At 64.6% G+C, this 17371-nt stretch carries 14 protein-coding genes and 1 tRNA gene; 6 read left to right on the top strand and 9 right to left on the bottom strand.

What is annotated here, in order from left to right:
- Positions 1-34: 34 nt before the first annotated feature.
- Entirely contained in the window at positions 35-1921 is a 1887-nt protein-coding gene (dnaK, locus tag CZ375_RS07805; RefSeq protein ID WP_077598646.1) for a molecular chaperone DnaK, read from the bottom strand.
- A gap of 646 nt (positions 1922-2567) precedes the next feature.
- On the opposite strand from dnaK, the gene CZ375_RS07800 reads away from it, so the two are divergent.
- Together CZ375_RS07800 and yfcE are read left to right on the top strand one after the other, a co-directional pair.
- Complete coding sequence (locus CZ375_RS07800; RefSeq protein ID WP_159438395.1) at positions 2568-3332, top strand: nucleoside/nucleotide kinase family protein; 765 nt, start codon at positions 2568-2570, stop codon at positions 3330-3332.
- Positions 3333-3361: 29 nt separating this feature from the next.
- A complete protein-coding gene (gene yfcE / locus CZ375_RS07795) occupies positions 3362-3928 on the top strand; it encodes a phosphodiesterase (protein ID WP_077598644.1) in 567 nt (188 codons plus the stop codon).
- Between the two features lie 124 nt (positions 3929-4052).
- Here the strand turns inward: yfcE and CZ375_RS07790 are convergent, their stop codons facing one another.
- Positions 4053-5057 (bottom strand): helix-turn-helix transcriptional regulator, encoded by a 1005-nt coding sequence (locus CZ375_RS07790; protein ID WP_077598643.1) that lies wholly within the window; start codon positions 5055-5057, stop codon positions 4053-4055.
- Positions 5058-5391: 334 nt separating this feature from the next.
- Between CZ375_RS07790 and CZ375_RS07785 the strand changes: the two genes are divergently transcribed.
- The 3 genes from CZ375_RS07785 to CZ375_RS07775 all read left to right on the top strand — a co-directional run bounded on the left by CZ375_RS07785 (position 5392) and on the right by CZ375_RS07775 (position 9380).
- Complete coding sequence (locus CZ375_RS07785; protein ID WP_077598642.1) at positions 5392-6363, top strand: homoserine O-succinyltransferase; 972 nt, start codon at positions 5392-5394, stop codon at positions 6361-6363.
- A 58-nt stretch (positions 6364-6421) separates the two neighbouring features.
- The gene (locus tag CZ375_RS07780; protein ID WP_077598641.1) at positions 6422-8023 is read left to right on the top strand and encodes a DEAD/DEAH box helicase; all 1602 of its coding nucleotides are present in this window, start codon (positions 6422-6424) and stop codon (positions 8021-8023) included.
- A gap of 73 nt (positions 8024-8096) precedes the next feature.
- The gene (locus CZ375_RS07775) at positions 8097-9380 is read left to right on the top strand and encodes a class I SAM-dependent rRNA methyltransferase (protein ID WP_077598640.1); all 1284 of its coding nucleotides are present in this window, start codon (positions 8097-8099) and stop codon (positions 9378-9380) included.
- On the opposite strand, the gene CZ375_RS07770 is transcribed toward CZ375_RS07775, so the two are convergent.
- Together CZ375_RS07770 and CZ375_RS07765 are read right to left on the bottom strand one after the other, a co-directional pair.
- Positions 9377-10360: a threonine ammonia-lyase gene (locus tag CZ375_RS07770; RefSeq protein WP_077598639.1), complete on the bottom strand. Its 984-nt coding sequence runs from the start codon at positions 10358-10360 to the stop codon at positions 9377-9379. The two genes, CZ375_RS07775 and CZ375_RS07770, sit on opposite strands and share 4 nt — an antisense overlap.
- A 161-nt stretch (positions 10361-10521) precedes the next feature.
- Positions 10522-11091: a nucleoside deaminase gene (locus CZ375_RS07765; protein WP_097677392.1), complete on the bottom strand. Its 570-nt coding sequence runs from the start codon at positions 11089-11091 to the stop codon at positions 10522-10524.
- Positions 11092-11130: 39 nt separating this feature from the next.
- On the opposite strand from CZ375_RS07765, the gene CZ375_RS07760 reads away from it, so the two are divergent.
- Positions 11131-11221: transfer RNA gene (locus CZ375_RS07760), tRNA-Ser, on the top strand.
- A gap of 78 nt (positions 11222-11299) precedes the next feature.
- On the opposite strand, the gene CZ375_RS07755 is transcribed toward CZ375_RS07760, so the two are convergent.
- The 5 genes from CZ375_RS07755 to CZ375_RS07735 all read right to left on the bottom strand — a co-directional run bounded on the left by CZ375_RS07755 (position 11300) and on the right by CZ375_RS07735 (position 17316).
- Positions 11300-11851 (bottom strand): LemA family protein, encoded by a 552-nt coding sequence (locus CZ375_RS07755; protein WP_077598637.1) that lies wholly within the window; start codon positions 11849-11851, stop codon positions 11300-11302.
- Positions 11852-11962: 111 nt separating this feature from the next.
- Positions 11963-15004 (bottom strand): glycoside hydrolase family 3 N-terminal domain-containing protein, encoded by a 3042-nt coding sequence (locus CZ375_RS07750; protein WP_077598636.1) that lies wholly within the window; start codon positions 15002-15004, stop codon positions 11963-11965.
- Positions 15005-15137: 133 nt separating this feature from the next.
- Entirely contained in the window at positions 15138-16097 is a 960-nt protein-coding gene (locus tag CZ375_RS07745) for a transketolase family protein (RefSeq protein ID WP_077598635.1), read from the bottom strand.
- Positions 16097-16951, bottom strand: a complete 855-nt coding sequence (locus CZ375_RS07740; RefSeq protein ID WP_077598634.1) for a transketolase — start codon at positions 16949-16951, stop codon at positions 16097-16099. The genes CZ375_RS07745 and CZ375_RS07740 overlap by 1 nt, the downstream gene beginning before the upstream one ends.
- Before the next feature lie 83 nt (positions 16952-17034).
- Positions 17035-17316 carry a PTS sugar transporter subunit IIB gene (locus CZ375_RS07735; protein ID WP_077598633.1) on the bottom strand — a complete coding sequence of 94 codons (282 nt, stop codon included), beginning with the start codon at positions 17314-17316 and terminating at the stop codon, positions 17035-17037.
- Positions 17317-17371 lie beyond the last annotated feature (55 nt).

Raw genomic sequence — 17371 nt, 5'->3', positions numbered from 1 at the left:
ACTTGGCTTGTGGTGCAGGCCCGCGGCGAGCCACCTACTTGTTCTCGTCCACTACCTCGTAGTCGGCATCGACCACGTCGTCGTCGGAGGAGCCGGCACCAGCCGCACCGGCCTGGGCGTTGGCGTCCGAGTAGACGATCTCTGCCAGCTTGTGGCCAACCTCCTGGAGCCTCTCGCCAGCCGCCTTGATGGCCTCGATGTCAGTGCCGTCAAGGGCCTTCTTCGCCTCGGACACCGCATCCTCGACCTGCTGCTTCATGTCGGCGGGGACCTTGTCTCCCAGGTCCTTCATGGTCTGCTCGGTGCTGTAGGCAAGGGAGTCGGTCTGGTTGCGGACCTCGATCTCGTCCTTGTGCCTCTTGTCCTCCTCGGCGTGAGACTCAGCGTCCTTGACCATGCGGTCGACTTCGTCGTCGGACAGCGCAGTGGAGCCGGAGATGGTGATCTGCTGCTGCTTGCCGGTGCCCTTATCCTTGGCGGTGACCTTCACGATGCCGTTGGCGTCGATGTCGAAGGTGACCTCGATCTGGGGCACGCCGCGACGGGCCGAGGGGATGCCGGTCAGGTTGAACTTGCCCAGGCTCTTGTTGTCGCGGGCCATCTCGCGCTCGCCCTGCAGGACGTTGATCTCGACGGAGGTCTGATTGTCAGCTGCCGTGGAGTAGACCTCGGTCTTGCTGGTGGGGATCGTGGTGTTGCGATCGATCATCTTCGTCATGACACCGCCCATGGTCTCGACTCCCAGGGAGAGCGGGGTGACGTCAAGAAGCAGGATGCCGGAGACGTCCCCGGTGAGGACGCCGCCCTGCACGGCCGCACCGTCGGCCACGACCTCGTCGGGGTTCACGGACATGTTGGGCTGCTTGCCGGTCATCTGCTTGACCAGGTCCTGAACCGCGGGCATGCGGCTGGAGCCACCGACCAGAATGACCTCGTTGACCTCAGAGAGCTGCAGGCCCGCATCGCGCAGGGCCTTGGTGACGGGACCCTTGCAACGCTCGAGCAGGTCGCGCGTGATGCGCTCGAACTCGGCGCGGGTGAGGGTGTACATCAGGTTCTTGGGGCCGGTGGAGTCCATGGCGATGAAAGGCAGGTTGATGTCGGCCTGCTGGGCGCTGGAGAGCTCCTTCTTGGCGTTCTCGGCGGCCTCCTTCAGGCGCTGGAGGGCCATGGGGTCAACACGCAGGTCAATGCCGTGCTCAGCCTGGAACTTGTCGGCCATCCAGTCGATGACCTTCTGGTCCCAGTCGTCTCCGCCCAGGTGGTTGTCGCCGTTGGTGGCGAGGACCTCCACGACGCCATCCGCAAGGTCGAGCAGGGAGACGTCAAAGGTGCCGCCACCGAGGTCGAAGACCAGGACCTTCTGGTCGATGTCCTTCTTGTCGAGGCCATAGGCCAGTGCGGCCGCGGTAGGCTCGTTGACGATGCGCTGGACGTTGAGGCCAGCGATCTTGCCGGCGTCCTTGGTGGCCTGACGCTGGGCGTCGTTGAAGTAGGCGGGCACGGTGATGACGGCGTCGGTGACAGGCTCGCCCAGGTACTTCTCGGCGTCTGCCTTCATCTTGGCGAGCGTCATGGCGCTGATCTGCTCGGGGGTGAAGTCCTCGCCGCTGATCTCGACGACGGCGCGCTCGCCGGTGCCGGACTTGACGGTGTAGGGAACGGTCTTGAGCTCAGAGCTGACCTCGCCGTACTTGCGGCCCATGAAGCGCTTGATGGAGAACACGGTGTTCTTGGGGTTGGTGACTGCCTGGTTCTTGGCACCCTTGCCAACGACGCGGTCTCCGTCGGCACGGAAGCCAACGACGGACGGAGTGGTGCGGTCCCCCTCGGCGTTGACGATGATGGTGGGCTCACCGCCCTCCAGCACTGCCATGGCAGAGTTGGTGGTACCGAGGTCGATTCCCAGAATCTTGCCCATTGCGAATCCTCTTTCCTTCTCGTTGGCCAAAGGCCAGGAGCTTGTTTCCACGCGTTCTTGCCGCGCCTCCGCACGGCTTCTGCTTTCACAGCAATTGTTCCCTAGCCCCTTGATTCTAATCACAATCTAAGTCTCTACATATTAGATTTTTTATTACGTTTGACATGAGGATTCTTGAGCCGTGCCAAAGGGGCTTGCGCGAGCGGCATTTTGGCAGCGTGAGATGCAACAAGTTGCTCTGGCGAGTGCAAACGCCCAGCCTGCCGAGAGGCGCCAGGCATTTTGTTGTGGAATAGGCACTCCGAATGACAACAAAACCAACCCCCCCTCTCGACAAACTGGGCGTTTGGCGTTCAGGCTGATTTAGTTGTCAATATGGGGCTCTATGTGACAACTAAATCAGCCTGAAGCCCCGGGAGCTGCAAAAACGCCAGAGTTTCTCATCTTGTTGTCAGGCAGAGCCAGCAGACGCGCCTGCACGCACGCCCACGCCAGGATGCAGCCTTCGTGCGGAAAGGCTCCCGAGAGACAACGCGTGAAGAGTGGCAGGATTTCTGAATGTGTCGTTACAACACACAAAACCTTCCCGTCATTCCTATCATGGGGAAAACGCACGGCAGGCCGCCGGACAGGCGGGAGGGCAGCCATGGACATCCAGATAGACAACAGCGGCATGCGCGTCAACGCCCGTTTTCGCAGCGAAGACGTGCGCGACATCCTTCTGCCCCTGCTCAGGCGCTGGGCGAACCTGCACCAGTCCCTAGGCAGGCGCACCGTTGTCTTCCTGGCGGCACCCCCTGGGTGCGGAAAGACGACCCTCTCGCTGTTTCTGGAGAAGCTCTGCCAGCAGTCCAACGACCTCGGCGACATGAGGCTGCAGGCGCTTCCCCTTGACGGCTTCCACCTCCCCAACAGCCATCTTGACACGCACCTCTTCGAGGAGGGCGGCAAGCTGGTGCCCATGCGCCAGCGCAAGGGCGCTCCCTTCACCTACGACGTCGACTCCCTGACGCGTCATCTGCAGGACCTGCGCTCGGCAGAGGTCCCCGAGCCCTGGCCAAGCTACTCCCGAGCCATCCACGACGTGCTCCCCGCACAGCTTCCTATCTGGGGAAACGTCATTCTCCTTGAGGGAAACTACCTTCTCCTGGAAAGCTCTCCCTGGTGCTCCCTTGCGCAGTTCTGCGATGACAGCCTGTTCGTCTCCGCGGAAGAGGAGCTGCTGCACGAGAGGCTCGTGGCGCGCAAGGCCTGCGGGGGGACCAGCCCGGACGCAGCCGAGGGCTGGTTCCAGAGCAACGATGGCCCCAACCTGAGGACGGTCCTTCAGCGCTCAGCCCCCGCAAACACCGAGCTGCGCTGCGAGAGGGACGGCGGGATCACCCTCGTGCGCGGCCTTGCCCTAGACTAGGCGGGAAGAAGCCAGAGGGAGGAACGCCCATGAAGCTGCTCATCGCATCGGACATCCACGGGGCTGCCGGATACTGCGAGCAGCTCATGGGGGCCATAGGAAGAGAGGACCCGGAGCGCGTGGTGCTGCTGGGCGACCTCCTCTATCACGGGCCACGCAACGACCTGCCTGCGGACTATGCCCCCAAGCAGGTCATCTCCATGCTCAACTCGATTGCCGGGAAGGTCATTGCCGTGCGCGGGAACTGTGAGGCAGAGGTAGACCAGATGGTGCTCGACTTCCCCTGCATGGCGGATTGCAACACCCTGTTTGACCCCGATGCCACCAATCCCGCGACGGGCGGGCGCGGGCGCGCCCTCTTCCTGACCCACGGGCACGTGTGGGGTCCCGGCATCCACAACTCTGTGGACCGCATGCCCCGCTTGGCCGCAGGATCTGCCATCGTGTACGGCCACACGCACAAGAAGGTCAATGCGCCCAGCGAGAAGCACCCCGATATCTGGTGCTTCAACCCTGGCAGCGTGGGCATCCCCAAGGACGGCAGCCACAGCTTCGGCATCTACGAGAACGGTCACTTCGACCATCGGGGGCTGTAGGGCGCGGGGGCGCGGCCCCAGACAAGGGGGAGCTGGCCCACACCAGGGCGCTTGATGGAACAGGAGATGACAGCGGGACCGCCCCTCCCGAGACGGCCCCAGCCAGACATCCAGGCACGTTGGCCTAGCGCTTCGACCTGAGGTCGCGCTCCCACACGGCAACAGCGGCGCAGGCAATGCCTCCGATGGGCCATGGAATCCAGAAGAGGCGGCTGCCCGTTCCCGCGGCGCCATCGCGGCCGACGGACGTGAACAGCAGCGTCAGCGCCAGCGCCGTGGCGACCAGCATGATGATCGCGCAAATGGCGCCCAGCCTGCGCCGGCCTCTCTTGACGGCCAGCGCGTGCTCCCGCTCCTCCCCCTCGAACATCTCGGCTATCTCCTGCTCGCTAAGCTCGTCCAGAGCACCCTCGTTGTAGTCGGCAAGGTCCATGCGGCCGCCCATTATCAGGGAATACACGATGATGCCAACTCCTGCGGCAACGCAGAACAGCATGGCGGCAAGCCCCGTGTCGGCGTTCCATATGAGTGCGGGCAGAACGACCCCCAGGAGGATTGCGCCGATTCCCAGCGCGAGGCCCCATCCCACAAGCCTGTGTGCAGAGAGGCGTTGCTCGGAGGTGTAGAAGTCCTCCACGAAGGGGTGCGCCTTCTGGAAGGCCACGTGTGAGGTCACAGACGGGATGACCAGCGCGAGGCCAAGGGCGATAAAGGCAAAGAGGGCCAGCATGGAAAGGGCCCCGTCGCTGGCAAAGGCCCCGTTGGGATTGACGCCCTCGGAAAGCGCGCCCAGGGCCACGCCGGCGATGATGACGAAGATCCCCAGGGCCATGCGCAGGGCAAATCCGCGCATGTGCTCGTCGTAGCCGCAGACGTCCTGCGGTGCGGCACCCTGGGGCACTGCAAGCACGTCCTCTCTCTGTCGAGAGGTGAGGTCACCCAAGACCAGCTCGTCCAAGCTGCAACCGAAAATCTGGCAGATCTTGAGCAGCTTGTCCATCTCGGGGTAGGCCTTCTCGGCCTCCCACTTGGTGACGGACTGACGGCTCACTCCCACGAGCATGGCAAGCTGCTCCTGGGTCATGTCCCTGGTGGAACGCAGGTGTTGAAGGTTGTCTCGGAAGCTCATGTTGCACCTTTTCATGGTTGCGGTACGTGTCTCATTCAGTGGTGCCGGCAACTGTGAGATTACGGTAGCGCAAGCGCGCGCTCCACCAACCTAGGGCTGCATTTTGCCGTGCCCTGCAGGCACCTTCTGGTTGCATTCGCAGGTAGACGGTATGACGGCCCGCCGTATGCCAAAGGAGAGGCCCGTCGCCCAGACGGATGAGATCTTGTCTTTTGCCGCACATTTCGACGATATCCGGCCCAAAAGTGAAGCGAAAGACAAGACAAGCGGCCCCATGCGGGCCAGGCGAAGCTGAGCTATCCTGAACGATGTTGCAAACCGAAACGGAGCCCCTATGCCCATCAACATTCCTGACGGACTGCCCGCAAAGAAGACCCTGCACCAGGAGCGCATCTTCGCCCTTGAGGAGGAGGTGGCCAACGAGCAGCAGATTCGCCCCCTCAACCTGGTCATTCTCAACCTCATGCCCACCAAGGTCGAGACGGAGACGCAGATCCTGCGCCTCATCTCCAAGTCTCCCCTGCAGGTCAACTGCGACTTCATGAGGGTCTCCACGCACGAGAGCACGCACGTCTCGGCGGACCACCTGGTCAAGTTCTACGACAGCTTTGACGCGGTCAAGGGCCAGAACTACGACGGCATGATCGTCACCGGCGCGCCGGTGGAGCAGATGGCGTTCGAGACCGTGGACTACTGGGACGAGCTCTGCCAGATAATGGACTGGTCGCAGGAGCACGTGTTCTCCACCATGTACCTCTGCTGGGGCGCCCTGGCCGGCCTCTGGCACCTCTACGGCATCCCCAAGAGGCAGCTGCCTGCCAAGCTCTTCGGCGTGTTCCCCCAGCGCCTCTGCGACGAGTACAACTTCCTCACCAACGGCTTCGACGAGGTGCACAACATGCCTCACTCGCGCCACGCGGCGATCGAGGCCAGCGAGCTGGCCCACCATCCGGAGCTGCACGTGCTGAGCGAGGGCCTAAACTCCGGACCCGCGCTCATTGCCACGCGCGACCTGCACGAGATATACGTCACGGGGCACTTCGAGTACGGCCGCGACACCCTGAGCGACGAGTTCTGGCGCGACTTCAAGAAGGGCCTGCCCATCCGCGTGCCCGAGAACTACTTCCCCAACGACGACCCCGAGGAGCAGCCGCTCTTCACCTGGCGCGCCCATGCCAACCTGCTGTACCGCAACTGGCTGAACTGGGTCTACCAGATGACGCCCTACGACCGTGCGCTCATCCCCGGCGAGATCGCCGCCCTCAAGGCTGACTCTGACGGCATGGTGGACAAATTCGAGGCGTAGACGCGGGCAGGCTGTGTGGCGCAAGCAGAAGACGAGCAGTTGAGCCATACTTAGGGGCATGGAAAAGACTTTTGCCGAGCTCGGGCTAGACGAGCACATCCTCAGGGGCGTCGAGGCCCTTGGGTTCACCACTCCAACCCCCGTCCAGGAGCAGGCCATTCCCGCCGTGCTGGCTGGCAGGGACGTCCTTGCCTCCGCGCAGACCGGCACGGGCAAGACCGCAGCCTTCGCCCTGCCCATCCTGCAGCTGGTGGCACCCTACTCCCAGGCCGCCCGCACCAGGCAGGCCGAGGCGGCGGCAGCAGGGGGCGGCGAGAGGGACGGTGGGCCGGACGTTCTGGCAGACGCCGTGGAGGGGGCCGAGGGCGCGTCCCTCTCGGCCGAGGTGGCGGAGGACGGGAGCATTGCCACCCCCAAGAGGCGCCGCCGTCGCCACCACAAGAAAGCCAGCGCGCCCGCAGCAGAGAGCGAGCCCACGTCTCAGCCCGCAGGCGAGCCCAGCGCCCCCACGGGTGACAAGCCCAGGCGCAAGAGGCGCCGCAAGAAGAAGCCCGCTGGCGAGAAGGCCAGCACAGCAGAGAGGCGCGCGGCAGACCCCAACGCCCACCCCTTTGGCCCCTTCGCCCTCATCGTCACCCCCACCCGCGAGCTGGCGGCGCAGATCGAGGCCGTGGTGAGCGTGGTCTGCGAGCAGACCGGCCAGAAGGCCGTGGTGGTGATGGGCGGAACGAAGTTCGAGCGCCAGATCCGCGAGCTCGAGGCGGGTTGCGACCTGCTCGTGGCAACGCCCGGCCGCCTCATAGACCTCATGGAGCACGACCACGTCTCTCTGGCGGACATTCGCTGCTTCGTCCTGGACGAGGCGGACCGCATGCTGGACATGGGCTTCTGGCCCAGCGTGAGGCGCATCGTGGCGGCGCTTCCCAAGGAGCGCCAGAACCTGCTTTTCTCGGCGACCATCCCGCCATCCATCAAGGGCACCGTGGACGCCATGCTCAAGGATCCCGTGGTGGTTGAGATAGCCCGCGTGGGCGAGACGGCCGACACCGTGGAGGAGCACCTCTGCCCCGTGACGCAGGGACAGAAGACCCTCCTTTTGGAGGGCCTCCTGGCGCACGAGGTCGAAGGCCAGGTTCCCGATCGCGTGCTGGTGTTCTGTCGTACCAAGCACCGCGTGGACGACCTCGAGAGGTACCTCAGAAAGGCCGGCGTGGCCGTTGACGTGATGCATGCGGACCGCCCGCAGAAGGCGCGCGAGAAGGCGCTGGAAAAGTTCCGCGCGGGCAAGGTGCGCGTGCTGGTGGCGACCGACGTGATGAGCCGTGGCATCGACGTGAGCGGCATCGACGCCGTGGTGAACTTCGACGTGCCGATGGACCCCGAGGACTACGTGCACCGCATCGGCCGCACCGGGCGGGCGGGCGCGACCGGCCAGGCCTACACCTTCGTCGCCCCAGACGAGATAAGCCCCCTGCGCGAGATAGAGTACTTCACCAAGAAGCTCGTGCCGGTGTGGGACCTCGAGGGCTTCGACTACGACAGCACGCGCATCGTCCCCAACCCGGGCCGCTCCGCCACCAAGGCCACCCGCTCGCTGTTCAGCGGCTCCCGCAGCCGCGGGCGTGGGATGTCCGGCGGAAGGTACGGCAGGCACTACTAGCGCAGGCGCACGAACGACCAGGCCGGAGACCTCGCGTCTCCGGCTTTTTTCCGCACCAGGAGGAGCAGCATCCATGAGGCAGCAGCGTCCCCATCCCCAGCTCATCATCAGCCGCAAGGCGGCCAGGTCCCTCAGGCAGGGGCATCCCTGGGTGTTCGAGGGAGAGGTCCTGCGCATGGAGCCCTCCCCCACGAGCGGGCGCGAGGCCCAGAACGGCGACGCCGTTGACCTGCTTGAGGAGAACGGAAGCTGGCAGGGGCTGGCACTCCTCTCCATGAGGTCAAAAATCCGCGCACGCGTGATCAGCCGCAACGCCAACGACCGTGCGGACGAGGCGTTCTGGAGGCGCAAGCTGCAGTGGGCCTGGGAGCATCGCAAGGCCAGCATGGGCGGCCGGGCCCTTCCCGGCTGCGAGCCTGACACGAACTGCTGCCGCATGGTCTTCTCGGAGGCCGACGGGCTGCCCGGCCTCATAGTTGACCGCTACGAGAACGTCCTGGTGGCGCAGGTGGGAACCGTGGGCATGGAGCGCCTGCGCGAGACCATATACCCCCTGCTGCACGAGCTCCTCCTGTCCGACGGCCAGGACATCCGCCCCGGCGTATACGAGCGCAACGACTCCCCGTCCCGTCTGAAGGAGGGCCTGGAGCAGTACAAGGGCTGGTGGGGCGCGGACCCCGACCAGACCGCGCGCATCGTGGTGCGCGAGAACGGCATCGCCTTCAACCTGGACCTTGCGCAGAGCCAGAAGACCGGCTTCTTCCTTGACCAGAAGTACAACCGACGGGCGGTGCGCGAGCTGGCCGCCGGCCGCAGGGTGCTGGACTGCTTCTGCCACGTGGGTCCCTTTGGCCTGAACGCGGCCGCAGGGGGCGCCAGCTACGTGCGCTGCGTGGACGTGAGCCAGACCGCACTTGACCTTGCCGCCCAGAACGCCCGCCTCAACAACCTGGACGCAAGCATGGGCTTCAGCTGTGCCAACGTGCTGGAGTACCTGCCGGCGCTTGCGCGTGACCGTCAGCTCCTGAGGGAGCAGGGCGGTCCCTTCGACCTCATCGTGCTCGACCCTCCCGCCTTCACCAAGAGCCGCGCCACGCGCGATCATGCGGCCAAGGGGTACCGAGAGATAAATGAGGCCGGCATGAGGCTGCTGCCGCGCGGAGGCTACCTCGCCACCTGCAGCTGCAGCCACTTCATGACGCGGGACCTTCTCGCCAAGGCCATATCCGAGGCCGCACATAACGCGAACGTGCAGCTCAAGCAGGTCGCAGAACTCCAGCAGGCCCCAGACCACCCCATCCTTTGGGGGGTGCCCGAGACTCACTACCTCGACTTCTTCATCTTCCAGGTGATCTAGGCCAAGGGCTGGCGCGCTCCCAGCACATCGGAAAGAACGCCCGCGTCCAGGTTGCCGCCGCTGATGACCAGCGCGACGTTGCTGCCTCCCACCATGTCGGGATAGTCTCGCACGGCGGCAACCACCATGGCGCTTCCCGCCTCAACGCTCAGCTGCTCCTTCTCGATCATGAAGCCGAAGGCGGAGCGGATGGACTCCTCGCTCACCAAGATCAGCTCGTCGAGAAGGGCTGGGAGCATGTCGAAGGCGATCTGGCCAACGCCGCCCACGATGGCCTCGCAGACGGTGTCTCCCGTGGTCGGGTAGCGGTTGTAGCAGACGCCGTCGCGCAGCGACTGGTACATGGCAGGGCACGCTCGCGTCTGCACGCCCACGATGCGCATGCCAGGCCTCAGCGCCTTCGCATAGGTGGCGATGCCCGTGATGAGCCCACCTCCGCCGATGGGGACTACGATGGTGTCTATGTCGGGGTTCTGCTCGAGGATCTCAACCCCTATGGTTCCCTGTCCGCAATAGACGCGCGGGTCGTACTCGTAGGGGTCAACGTAGAACATCTCGCTGCGGTCTATGTAGTTGATGCCCAGTGTTATGGACTCGTCATAGCCGACGCCCAGCGCCATTGAGCGTGCCCCATAGTAGCGGATGCGGTCGGTCTTCGATGCGGGCGTTCCCAGCGGCACCACCACCATGCAGTCCTTGATGCCCAGCTCACGGGCCGCGTAGGCCACCGCGACGCCATGGTTTCCCGTAGACACCGTGCCCACCCCATGCCTGATCTCTCGCTCGCCGAGCTGCGACATGGTGTTGAGGGCACCACGGATCTTGAAGCTCTTCCCGATCTGCTGGCTCTCGAGCTTGAAGAAGTAGCGCCTACCCGCCTCATTGAGGTAGATGGACTCCTCGAGCGGGGTCATGCGGATGCGGCCCCTTATGCGCTCGTGCGCTTCCTTGACGTCTTGTGCCGTAAAGTGCCCCTGCATCGATCGCCCCTCTTTGCCAATGGCTCAAAGCCGGACGCCTGCATGCGGCCAGCCAGAAACGTGTGTGTGGTTTTCCGTCAATTTACCTGATGCGCAGGGCCCCCGAAAGGCAGGGGCCAAAGTTCTGGACGAGCGGCCGTGCAGAGAAGCGCACGGCAGGGCTAGCCCCGTCTGCGTGCCGCTCGCCTCTCCCTGAAGAAGTCCCTCAGCAGCTGGGAGCACTCTTGCGCGAGCACCCCCCGAGTGACGTCAAAGCCATGGTTGAGGCGTCCGTCGCAGCTCAGGTCATAGAGGGAGCCCAGCGCCCCGCCCTTTGGGTCTGCCGCACCAAACACGCAGCGATCCACGCGGGAGTTGACCATGAGGCCTGCGCACATGAGGCAGGGCTCCAGGGTCACGTACACCGTGCAGCCCGAGAGGCGCCAGTGGCAAAGCTCCCTGGCCGCGGCAAGCATTGCCGAGAACTCCGCGTGGGCGGAGGGGTCCTCGTCATGCTCGCGCCTGTTGTGGGCACGCGCGATCACGCGAGGCTCGGGTGCGGTGTCCAAGGCGGCGCGCGGTGCCTCCGGACTCACGAAGTGGGGGCTCGCAGGATCGCGCGCGGGATCGTACACGACCACAGCGCCAATGGGCACCTCGCCCTCCTGCGCGGCAAGAGATGCCTCCCCCAACGCCATGCGCATGTACTCCTCGTCGCCGCCCACCATGACCCCTCGCATTCCCTCCGCCATCAAAGCCCGCTATGAGGTAGGATATATCCGCTCTCGGCCGGAGGAGTGGCAGAGTGGTTGAATGCAGCGGTCTTGAAAACCGTCGAGCGGCAATCCCGTTCCGAGGGTTCGAATCCCTCCTCCTCCGCCATCTTGAGCGCACGCACACGCAGAGGGGCCCCGGCGCGAAGCCGGGGCCCCTCTTTTGCGGCAATGAGAAAGCCTGTGCCTAGAACTTGACCTCCGGGGCCTGGCGCGCGGACTCGCTGCTGACCTCAAAGCCCTTGCGACTGGAGAACTTCGCGCCGGCCACAAGGTTGCCCGGGAAGGTCCGGACGGCATTGTTGTACTCGAGCACGCAGTCGTTGAAGCTCATGCGCGCATAGCTAATCTTGTCCTCGGTATCGGTGAGCTGGCTCTGGAGCTGCTGGAAGTTTGCGTTGGCCTTGAGATCGGGGTACGCCTCGGCGACGGCGAAGAGGTGGCCCAGGGTCTGGGTCAGCTGGTTGGACGCCTCCATCTTGGACTCGGGGGTGCTGGCGGAGCTCACGGCAGAGCGGGCCTTGATGACGGCCTCGAGGGTCTCGGACTCATGCGAGGCGTATCCCTTGACCGTCTCGACCAGGTTGGGGATGAGGTCGTTGCGGCGCTGAAGCTGGGCATCGATGGTCTGCCAGGCATTGTTGCAGCGGTTGTCTTTGGCGACGATACCGTTGTAGATGTTCATGTACATCAGGGCAAGCACCGCGACGATGACGATGACGATAATGGCGGCGATCATGCTGTCTCCTTCTGTCCGGTCTCGGGCGTGTCCCGAAACGTACCCGTGCACGAGCTGTCCTGCCGCCCGTGGCGCTGAGCTAAGTATACCCACTCGCAGGCGGCAATCTCGCTAGCCCCTCTCCGCCTCGCCCCGCCTTGACCGAAGGCGCTTCCGGACGACAAGCACCAGCAGCAGCGCCGTGACGGCGTCAATCGCGGCCAGGCTCGCCGAGAGGACCGAGAGCCCTCGCGTCTTGATGGGCCTCTCGAGGGGTGGCCAGCCGTTCTCGAGCGCGGCCTCGTTGTACGAGAGGTTGCTGGCCCGAGCGTTCAGCCAGACGTACATGACGTCCTTGGTCGCGCGCCTGAGCTGCTGGCGATAGTTCTCGGAGCCCCTTCCGACGGCAAAGCGGCCGTCACGGAAGACGCCGTCCATATAGAGGCTTCCCCCGGCGCGCAGCATCTGGTCCGCGTTCATGTACTGGTGGTGGTCGCTGTAGTCGGTGATCACGGAGCCCCTGAAGCCCCACTCCCCACGCAGCACGTCCGTAATCAGGGCGTGACTCCCTCCCGCCCAGACGGGCCCGATGCGGTTGTAGGAGCTCATCATGCCCGTGGCGCCGCCCTCCTGCACCGCCCTACGGAAGGGCTCGAGATAGATCTCCCTCAGGGACTGCTCCGTGAGCCAGGTGTAGAGGGAGTCCCGGTAGGAGTCCTGCTCGTTGAGCGCCAGGTGCTTGAGGTAGGTGAAGGTTCCCGCCTCTCGAGACCCTCGCACCGTGCCCGCGGCCATGACGCCCGAGAGGAGCGGGTCCTCCGAGTAGTACTCGTAGTTCCTGCCGCCCAGGGGGGTGCGGTGGATGTTGCACGCCGGGGCGTACCACCCATCGACGCCCAGCATGGCCGCCTCCATGCCCGCCGCCTGACCGAACGCGTGGGAAAGCTCCTGGCTCCAGGCCTGGGCGAGCACCGTGGGATTGGGGAAGGCCACGCCGAAGCGCAGCTGATGGAAGGACCCGATCTGGGAGGAACCATCCAGCTCCTTGGTCCTCTCCTTGCCCACCGCATCGATGGCGGCCGAGTTGGAGTAGCCGTGCAGGACGAGGCGCTCCATGTCGTCCTGGGAGATCCGGTCGAGCAGGAGCGGCCAGCGCGGGTCGTCGTAGTTTTTGCCCAGCTCGAGCCCCAGCTGGGTGAGCTTGCCCTTCCTGCTGACCGTTGCCCCATGGGCAAGGTATGCCGGCTCGCCCCCCTGGCCGTCTCCCGCCTGGGAGAGAGTCTGCCCCGCCGCCGCGTCGGCGGCAAGGGCGTCCTCCTCCCTGTAGAGGTTCATGTCCCTCAGGGCAGGCGCGATGGGCCGGTCAACGTCTCCCGTCAGGGGGAAGCTCGACTTTAAGTCGGCACGGGTGAGGTAGCGTATGCCCTCGCCCGTGCTGGTGCCGTCTATAGAGACCTTGCCCTCGGCGTCTTCTCCCGTGAAGCGGTTGCGGACCTCCATGCCCGTCTGGAGGTCGCTCTCGTATCTCTGGCCGTGCGCCACGAGGTAGCTTGCGCTGGCGTTCTCGCAGCTTGCCAGCGTGTGGGCGTCTCGCCTGAGCTGAACCAGGTACTCTCCCTCCTCGAGCTCCCATCCCTTGAAGCCGTTCTGGTTGGCGTCGAGGTAGTCGTAGCTTGCCATGTCCCTTGCGCCAAAGCCCAGCGTCACGTCCTCGCTCTGGCCGGGCTCAATCAGGCCCGTCTTTGCAAAGGCGACCAGCTGGCAGGAGGGCTTCTCTATGCCACCCGGCGTGTACGGGGTCTGGACATAGAGCTCGATCACGTCCCTTCCCGCGCGGCTTCCCGTGTTGGTGACGCGCACGGTCATCTCTATGCGGTCATCCGCCGAGAGCCTGCTGTTGCGCAGGGGCGTGCGCCCGACGATGTCCCAGGAGAAGGTCGTGTAGCTCAGGCCAAACCCAAAGGGATACTGCACCACGCCCTGGTAGCCTATGCCGTGGCGGTTGCTGACTCCATCCCAGAAGCCCTCCGCGTCTGCGGTCTCATACCAGCGGTAGCCCACGTAGATGCCCTCCGCGTAGTCCACGAAGCGCAGGCTGTCATAGCCAACGGGAGAGCCCTCGTTCACGTCGGCCGTGCCGTCGGCGGGGTAGAGCCCCTTGGAGCCAAGGTATGAGCCCTCGCCGTCAGCTCCCGCGTTTGCCCAGCTCGCAGCGGTGCTGAGGTCATATGCGTAGGTGTCGGCAGTCCGTCCGGAGGGGTTTATCTCACCCCAGAGGGCCTTGACCACGCTGCGCGCGCCCGTGCCCCCCGTCGCGCCAACCAAGACGCAGGCGTCGACGCCCTCAATGTCCTCCACCAGGCCAAGCTCCATGGCGTTGGTCGAGTTGACCAGCACGATCACGTTCTCGTAGTTGGCGGCAACATACGCGAGCAGCTCCTCTTCCTCAGGGGAGGGCTCCAGGTAGCTGCGTCCCCGGGACCGGATGGGACTGCCTCCCCTCTCGTTCACGCGCAGCTGCTCCCGGGGACAGTCTATGCTCTCTCCCGCCATGCGTCCCAGCACCACGATGGCCGTGTTCGAGTAGCTCTTCGCCCGCCCGAGCAGCTCGGGCGCATAGAGGCTCTCGTCGCTGATCTTGGGCTCATAGAGGCAGCAGAACTGCTCGGCGGTGCTGCCGAGGGTCCCCGCCGAAAGATGAGGCCTCTCGCCCTGAAAGCCCCGGTAGAGCTCCGCGAGCTCCTCGTTGTACGAGATGCCCTGGCTGGTCAGGGCATCAAGGATCCCCTCGCAGCCACCCGCGACCCCGCCCGAGCCGGACCCGCCGCTCACCCACTGGGTCGAGCCCCAGCCAAACACATTCACCTTGGTCACATTCGGCGAGAGGGGCAGGGTCTCGTCCTGGTTGCGCAAGAGCACCAGGCCCTCTCCCTCGATCCTCTCCGAGAGAATTTGATCGCGCGCAAGCTGGGCCTGGAGGTCGGTCTCTGAGACGCTGACCTCGTCGGAGCCCAGGAAGGAGTCAACGGTCTCCCCGTAGAGGACCGTAGCGACGTTCGCCACCACCACGGTTGCGAGGGCGATTCCCGCGGCGGTCCAGCCGGCGACCCTCAGGGCCCTTCGGCCGCGGCCCCCAACCTTTCCCGGTGCCTCACATGCTTCACGACCCAACACTGCGCCATCCCTCCAGGCTTCCCAAGACGATGCTCCAAGGCGGTCCAGACAAGCGGGCCGGCGTCTCCATGATGGCAGACGCCGGCCCGTGCGAGGCGTTAATTCTTGGTACAGCCTGCGCCGTCAGCGGAGCTTAACCCAGCAGGGACTTCACGCTTTCGACGAGGTCGGAGGCAGTGAGCTTGAACTCAGCCTGGAGGAATTCGGGCGTGCCCACCTGACCGAAGCGCTCGCATACGCCATGGCGCTTGAATGGGACGGCGATGCCGCCCTCCATGAGGGTTGCGGCAACCGCGTCACCCAGGCCGCCGATGACGTTGTGGTTCTCGAAGGTCACGACGGCGCGCTTGCCGGCGGCCTCGGAGCGCACGAGCCCCTCGTCCAAGGGCTTAATGCAGAACATGTCGATGACCTCGGCGGAGACGCCCTGCTCCTGGAGGGCGTCGGCGGCCTTCAGGGCATCTGCCACCAGTTGTCCGGCAGAGATGATCAGCACGTCGGAGCCCTCACGGATGACGTTGCCCTTGCCCATCTCGAAGGCAGAGCCCTCGGCATAGATGGAGGGGGCGTTCTTGCGTCCGGTGCGTAGGTAGTGGATGCCCTCGGTCTTGGCAAACTCTCGCACTATCCAGCTTGCCTGGACCGCGTCGGCGGCATCGCAGACCACAGATCCCGGGATGGTGCGCATGAGGGCAACGTCTTCCCAGGTGGTGTGGGTTCCGCCATTGGCGCCGACGGTAAAGCCGGGGTCAGACCCCCAGATGTTGATGGTGTTGTGCGCATAGCCGCCAGCAAGGTAGATCTGGTCAAACGCACGCCTGGTGGCGAAGGGGCCAAAGGTGTGCGTGAAGGGGATGAAGCCCTCGGAGCTCATGCCGCCGGCGATACCCATCATGTCGGCCTCTGCGATGCCCACCTGCACGTACTGCTGGGGGATCTTCTTCTGGATCTTGGAGGTTCCCGAGGCGCCGCCAAGGTCCGCCTCGAGCATGACCACCCTCTCGTTCTCCTGCATCAGCTCGATGATGGTGTCGCAGATTGCGTCGCGGTACGCGGTGCCGTTGGAGCCGAGGTTCTCGGAAAGCCTGAACACTACGCCTCACCCCTCTCGATCTGGGCGTCAAGCGCGGCAATGGCCTCGTCCGTAGCCTTGTTGATCTCCTCGTTGTTCCACTTCATGGAGTGGTTGGCAGCGGCGTTCTCAAAGTAGGGGACGCCTGCGCCCTTGATGGTGTCGAGCACGATGCAGTTGGCGGAGGACTTGTTCTGCTTCGCGGCCTCGATGGCGCCATCGATGGCAGCGATGTCCTGGCCATCGACCTTCTGGGTGTTGAAGCCGAAGGCCCTCATCTTCTCCACGTAGTCAAACGCGGGGAGAACCTCCTCGATGGTGCCGTCAAGCTGCTTCTTGTTGCTGTCGATGAAGACGATGCAGTTGGAGAGGCGCTTCGCGGCGATGAACTGGAACGCCTCCCAGCACTGTCCCTCGTTGAGCTCGCCGTCACCTACGATGAGGTAGGTGTAGGACGCGGAGCCCTTGAGCGCGAGCGCCATGGCGATGCCCGCTGCCTCGGAGGTGCCCTGGCCCAGAGATCCGGTGGTGGCGTCCACGCCAGGGGTCTTCAGGCGGTCCGTGTGGGACGGAAGCCTGGTGCCTCCGTCGTTCAGGGTCATGAGCCACTCCTTGGGGAAGAAGCCCCTCTCGGCCAGCACCGAGTACTCGACCGGACCCGCGTGGCCCTTCGAGAGCACGATGCGGTCGCGCTCCTCCCACCTGGGGTTGGCGGGGTCATGCCTGAGCTGCTTGGTGTACAGGTCGGCCATGAGCTCGACCAGGGAGAGGGATCCTCCCACGTGGCCGTAGCCGCGGTGCTGCAGCATGGCCAGCACGTCTCGACGGACCTTGGCCGCGAGCAGCGTTGCCTCCTTCAGTTCCTCTTCCTTCACTGTGCCTCCAATGCACGTCGTGAGATGTCGCAAACAAAACGGCTCGCAATGCGCAGGGCGCCTCGCGAACCGGCAAGGGACGCCTAGCCCAGGTGGGCCTTCAGCTTCTCCTCCAGCTCCGCCTTGTCGAGGATGTTGCTGAGAACGACCTTCTGCTCCTCGGGGATGCCAGAGATGAAGTCACCGAGGTCGGCGCCGACCACAAAGAGGTCAGCCGCGGTGGGGTTGATGTCGGAGATGGTGGTGTGGTCAACCTCGACCTCGGGATGACCGAGCTTCTTGACGACCTCCTCGGTATTCATGTGGACGATGAGGCTGGAGCCAAGGCCAGAGCCGCACGCACACATAATCTTGCGAATAGCCATGAGCGTTCTCCTTCTTCTGCTGCGCGGCCCACCTGTTGCGCCGCGTCGTTGCCGT

It is taken from the genome of Olsenella urininfantis, assembly GCF_900155635.1.
In the GTDB taxonomy this organism is placed as follows: Bacteria; Actinomycetota; Coriobacteriia; order Coriobacteriales; family Atopobiaceae; genus Olsenella_G; species Olsenella_G urininfantis.
The sequence above is the reverse complement of the archived record's forward strand: the minus strand, read 5'-3'. Positions and strand labels throughout refer to the sequence as shown.

What these genes read in the sequence shown, in the direction of transcription:
- CZ375_RS07765 (WP_097677392.1), bottom strand. Translation starts at nt 11,091, where the DNA reads ATGGCGGAGGGAATGCGAGGGGTCATGGTGGGCGGCGACGAGGAGTAC.
- CZ375_RS07770 (WP_077598639.1), bottom strand. Translation starts at nt 10,360, where the DNA reads ATGCAGGGGCACTTTACGGCACAAGACGTCAAGGAAGCGCACGAGCGC.
- dnaK (WP_077598646.1), bottom strand. Translation starts at nt 1,921, where the DNA reads ATGGGCAAGATTCTGGGAATCGACCTCGGTACCACCAACTCTGCCATG.
- CZ375_RS07790 (WP_077598643.1), bottom strand. Translation starts at nt 5,057, where the DNA reads ATGAGCTTCCGAGACAACCTTCAACACCTGCGTTCCACCAGGGACATG.
- CZ375_RS07780 (WP_077598641.1), top strand. Translation starts at nt 6,422, where the DNA reads ATGGAAAAGACTTTTGCCGAGCTCGGGCTAGACGAGCACATCCTCAGG.
- CZ375_RS07735 (WP_077598633.1), bottom strand. Translation starts at nt 17,316, where the DNA reads ATGGCTATTCGCAAGATTATGTGTGCGTGCGGCTCTGGCCTTGGCTCC.
- CZ375_RS07775 (WP_077598640.1), top strand. Translation starts at nt 8,097, where the DNA reads ATGAGGCAGCAGCGTCCCCATCCCCAGCTCATCATCAGCCGCAAGGCG.
- yfcE (WP_077598644.1), top strand. Translation starts at nt 3,362, where the DNA reads ATGAAGCTGCTCATCGCATCGGACATCCACGGGGCTGCCGGATACTGC.
- CZ375_RS07785 (WP_077598642.1), top strand. Translation starts at nt 5,392, where the DNA reads ATGCCCATCAACATTCCTGACGGACTGCCCGCAAAGAAGACCCTGCAC.
- CZ375_RS07755 (WP_077598637.1), bottom strand. Translation starts at nt 11,851, where the DNA reads ATGATCGCCGCCATTATCGTCATCGTCATCGTCGCGGTGCTTGCCCTG.
- CZ375_RS07800 (WP_159438395.1), top strand. Translation starts at nt 2,568, where the DNA reads ATGGACATCCAGATAGACAACAGCGGCATGCGCGTCAACGCCCGTTTT.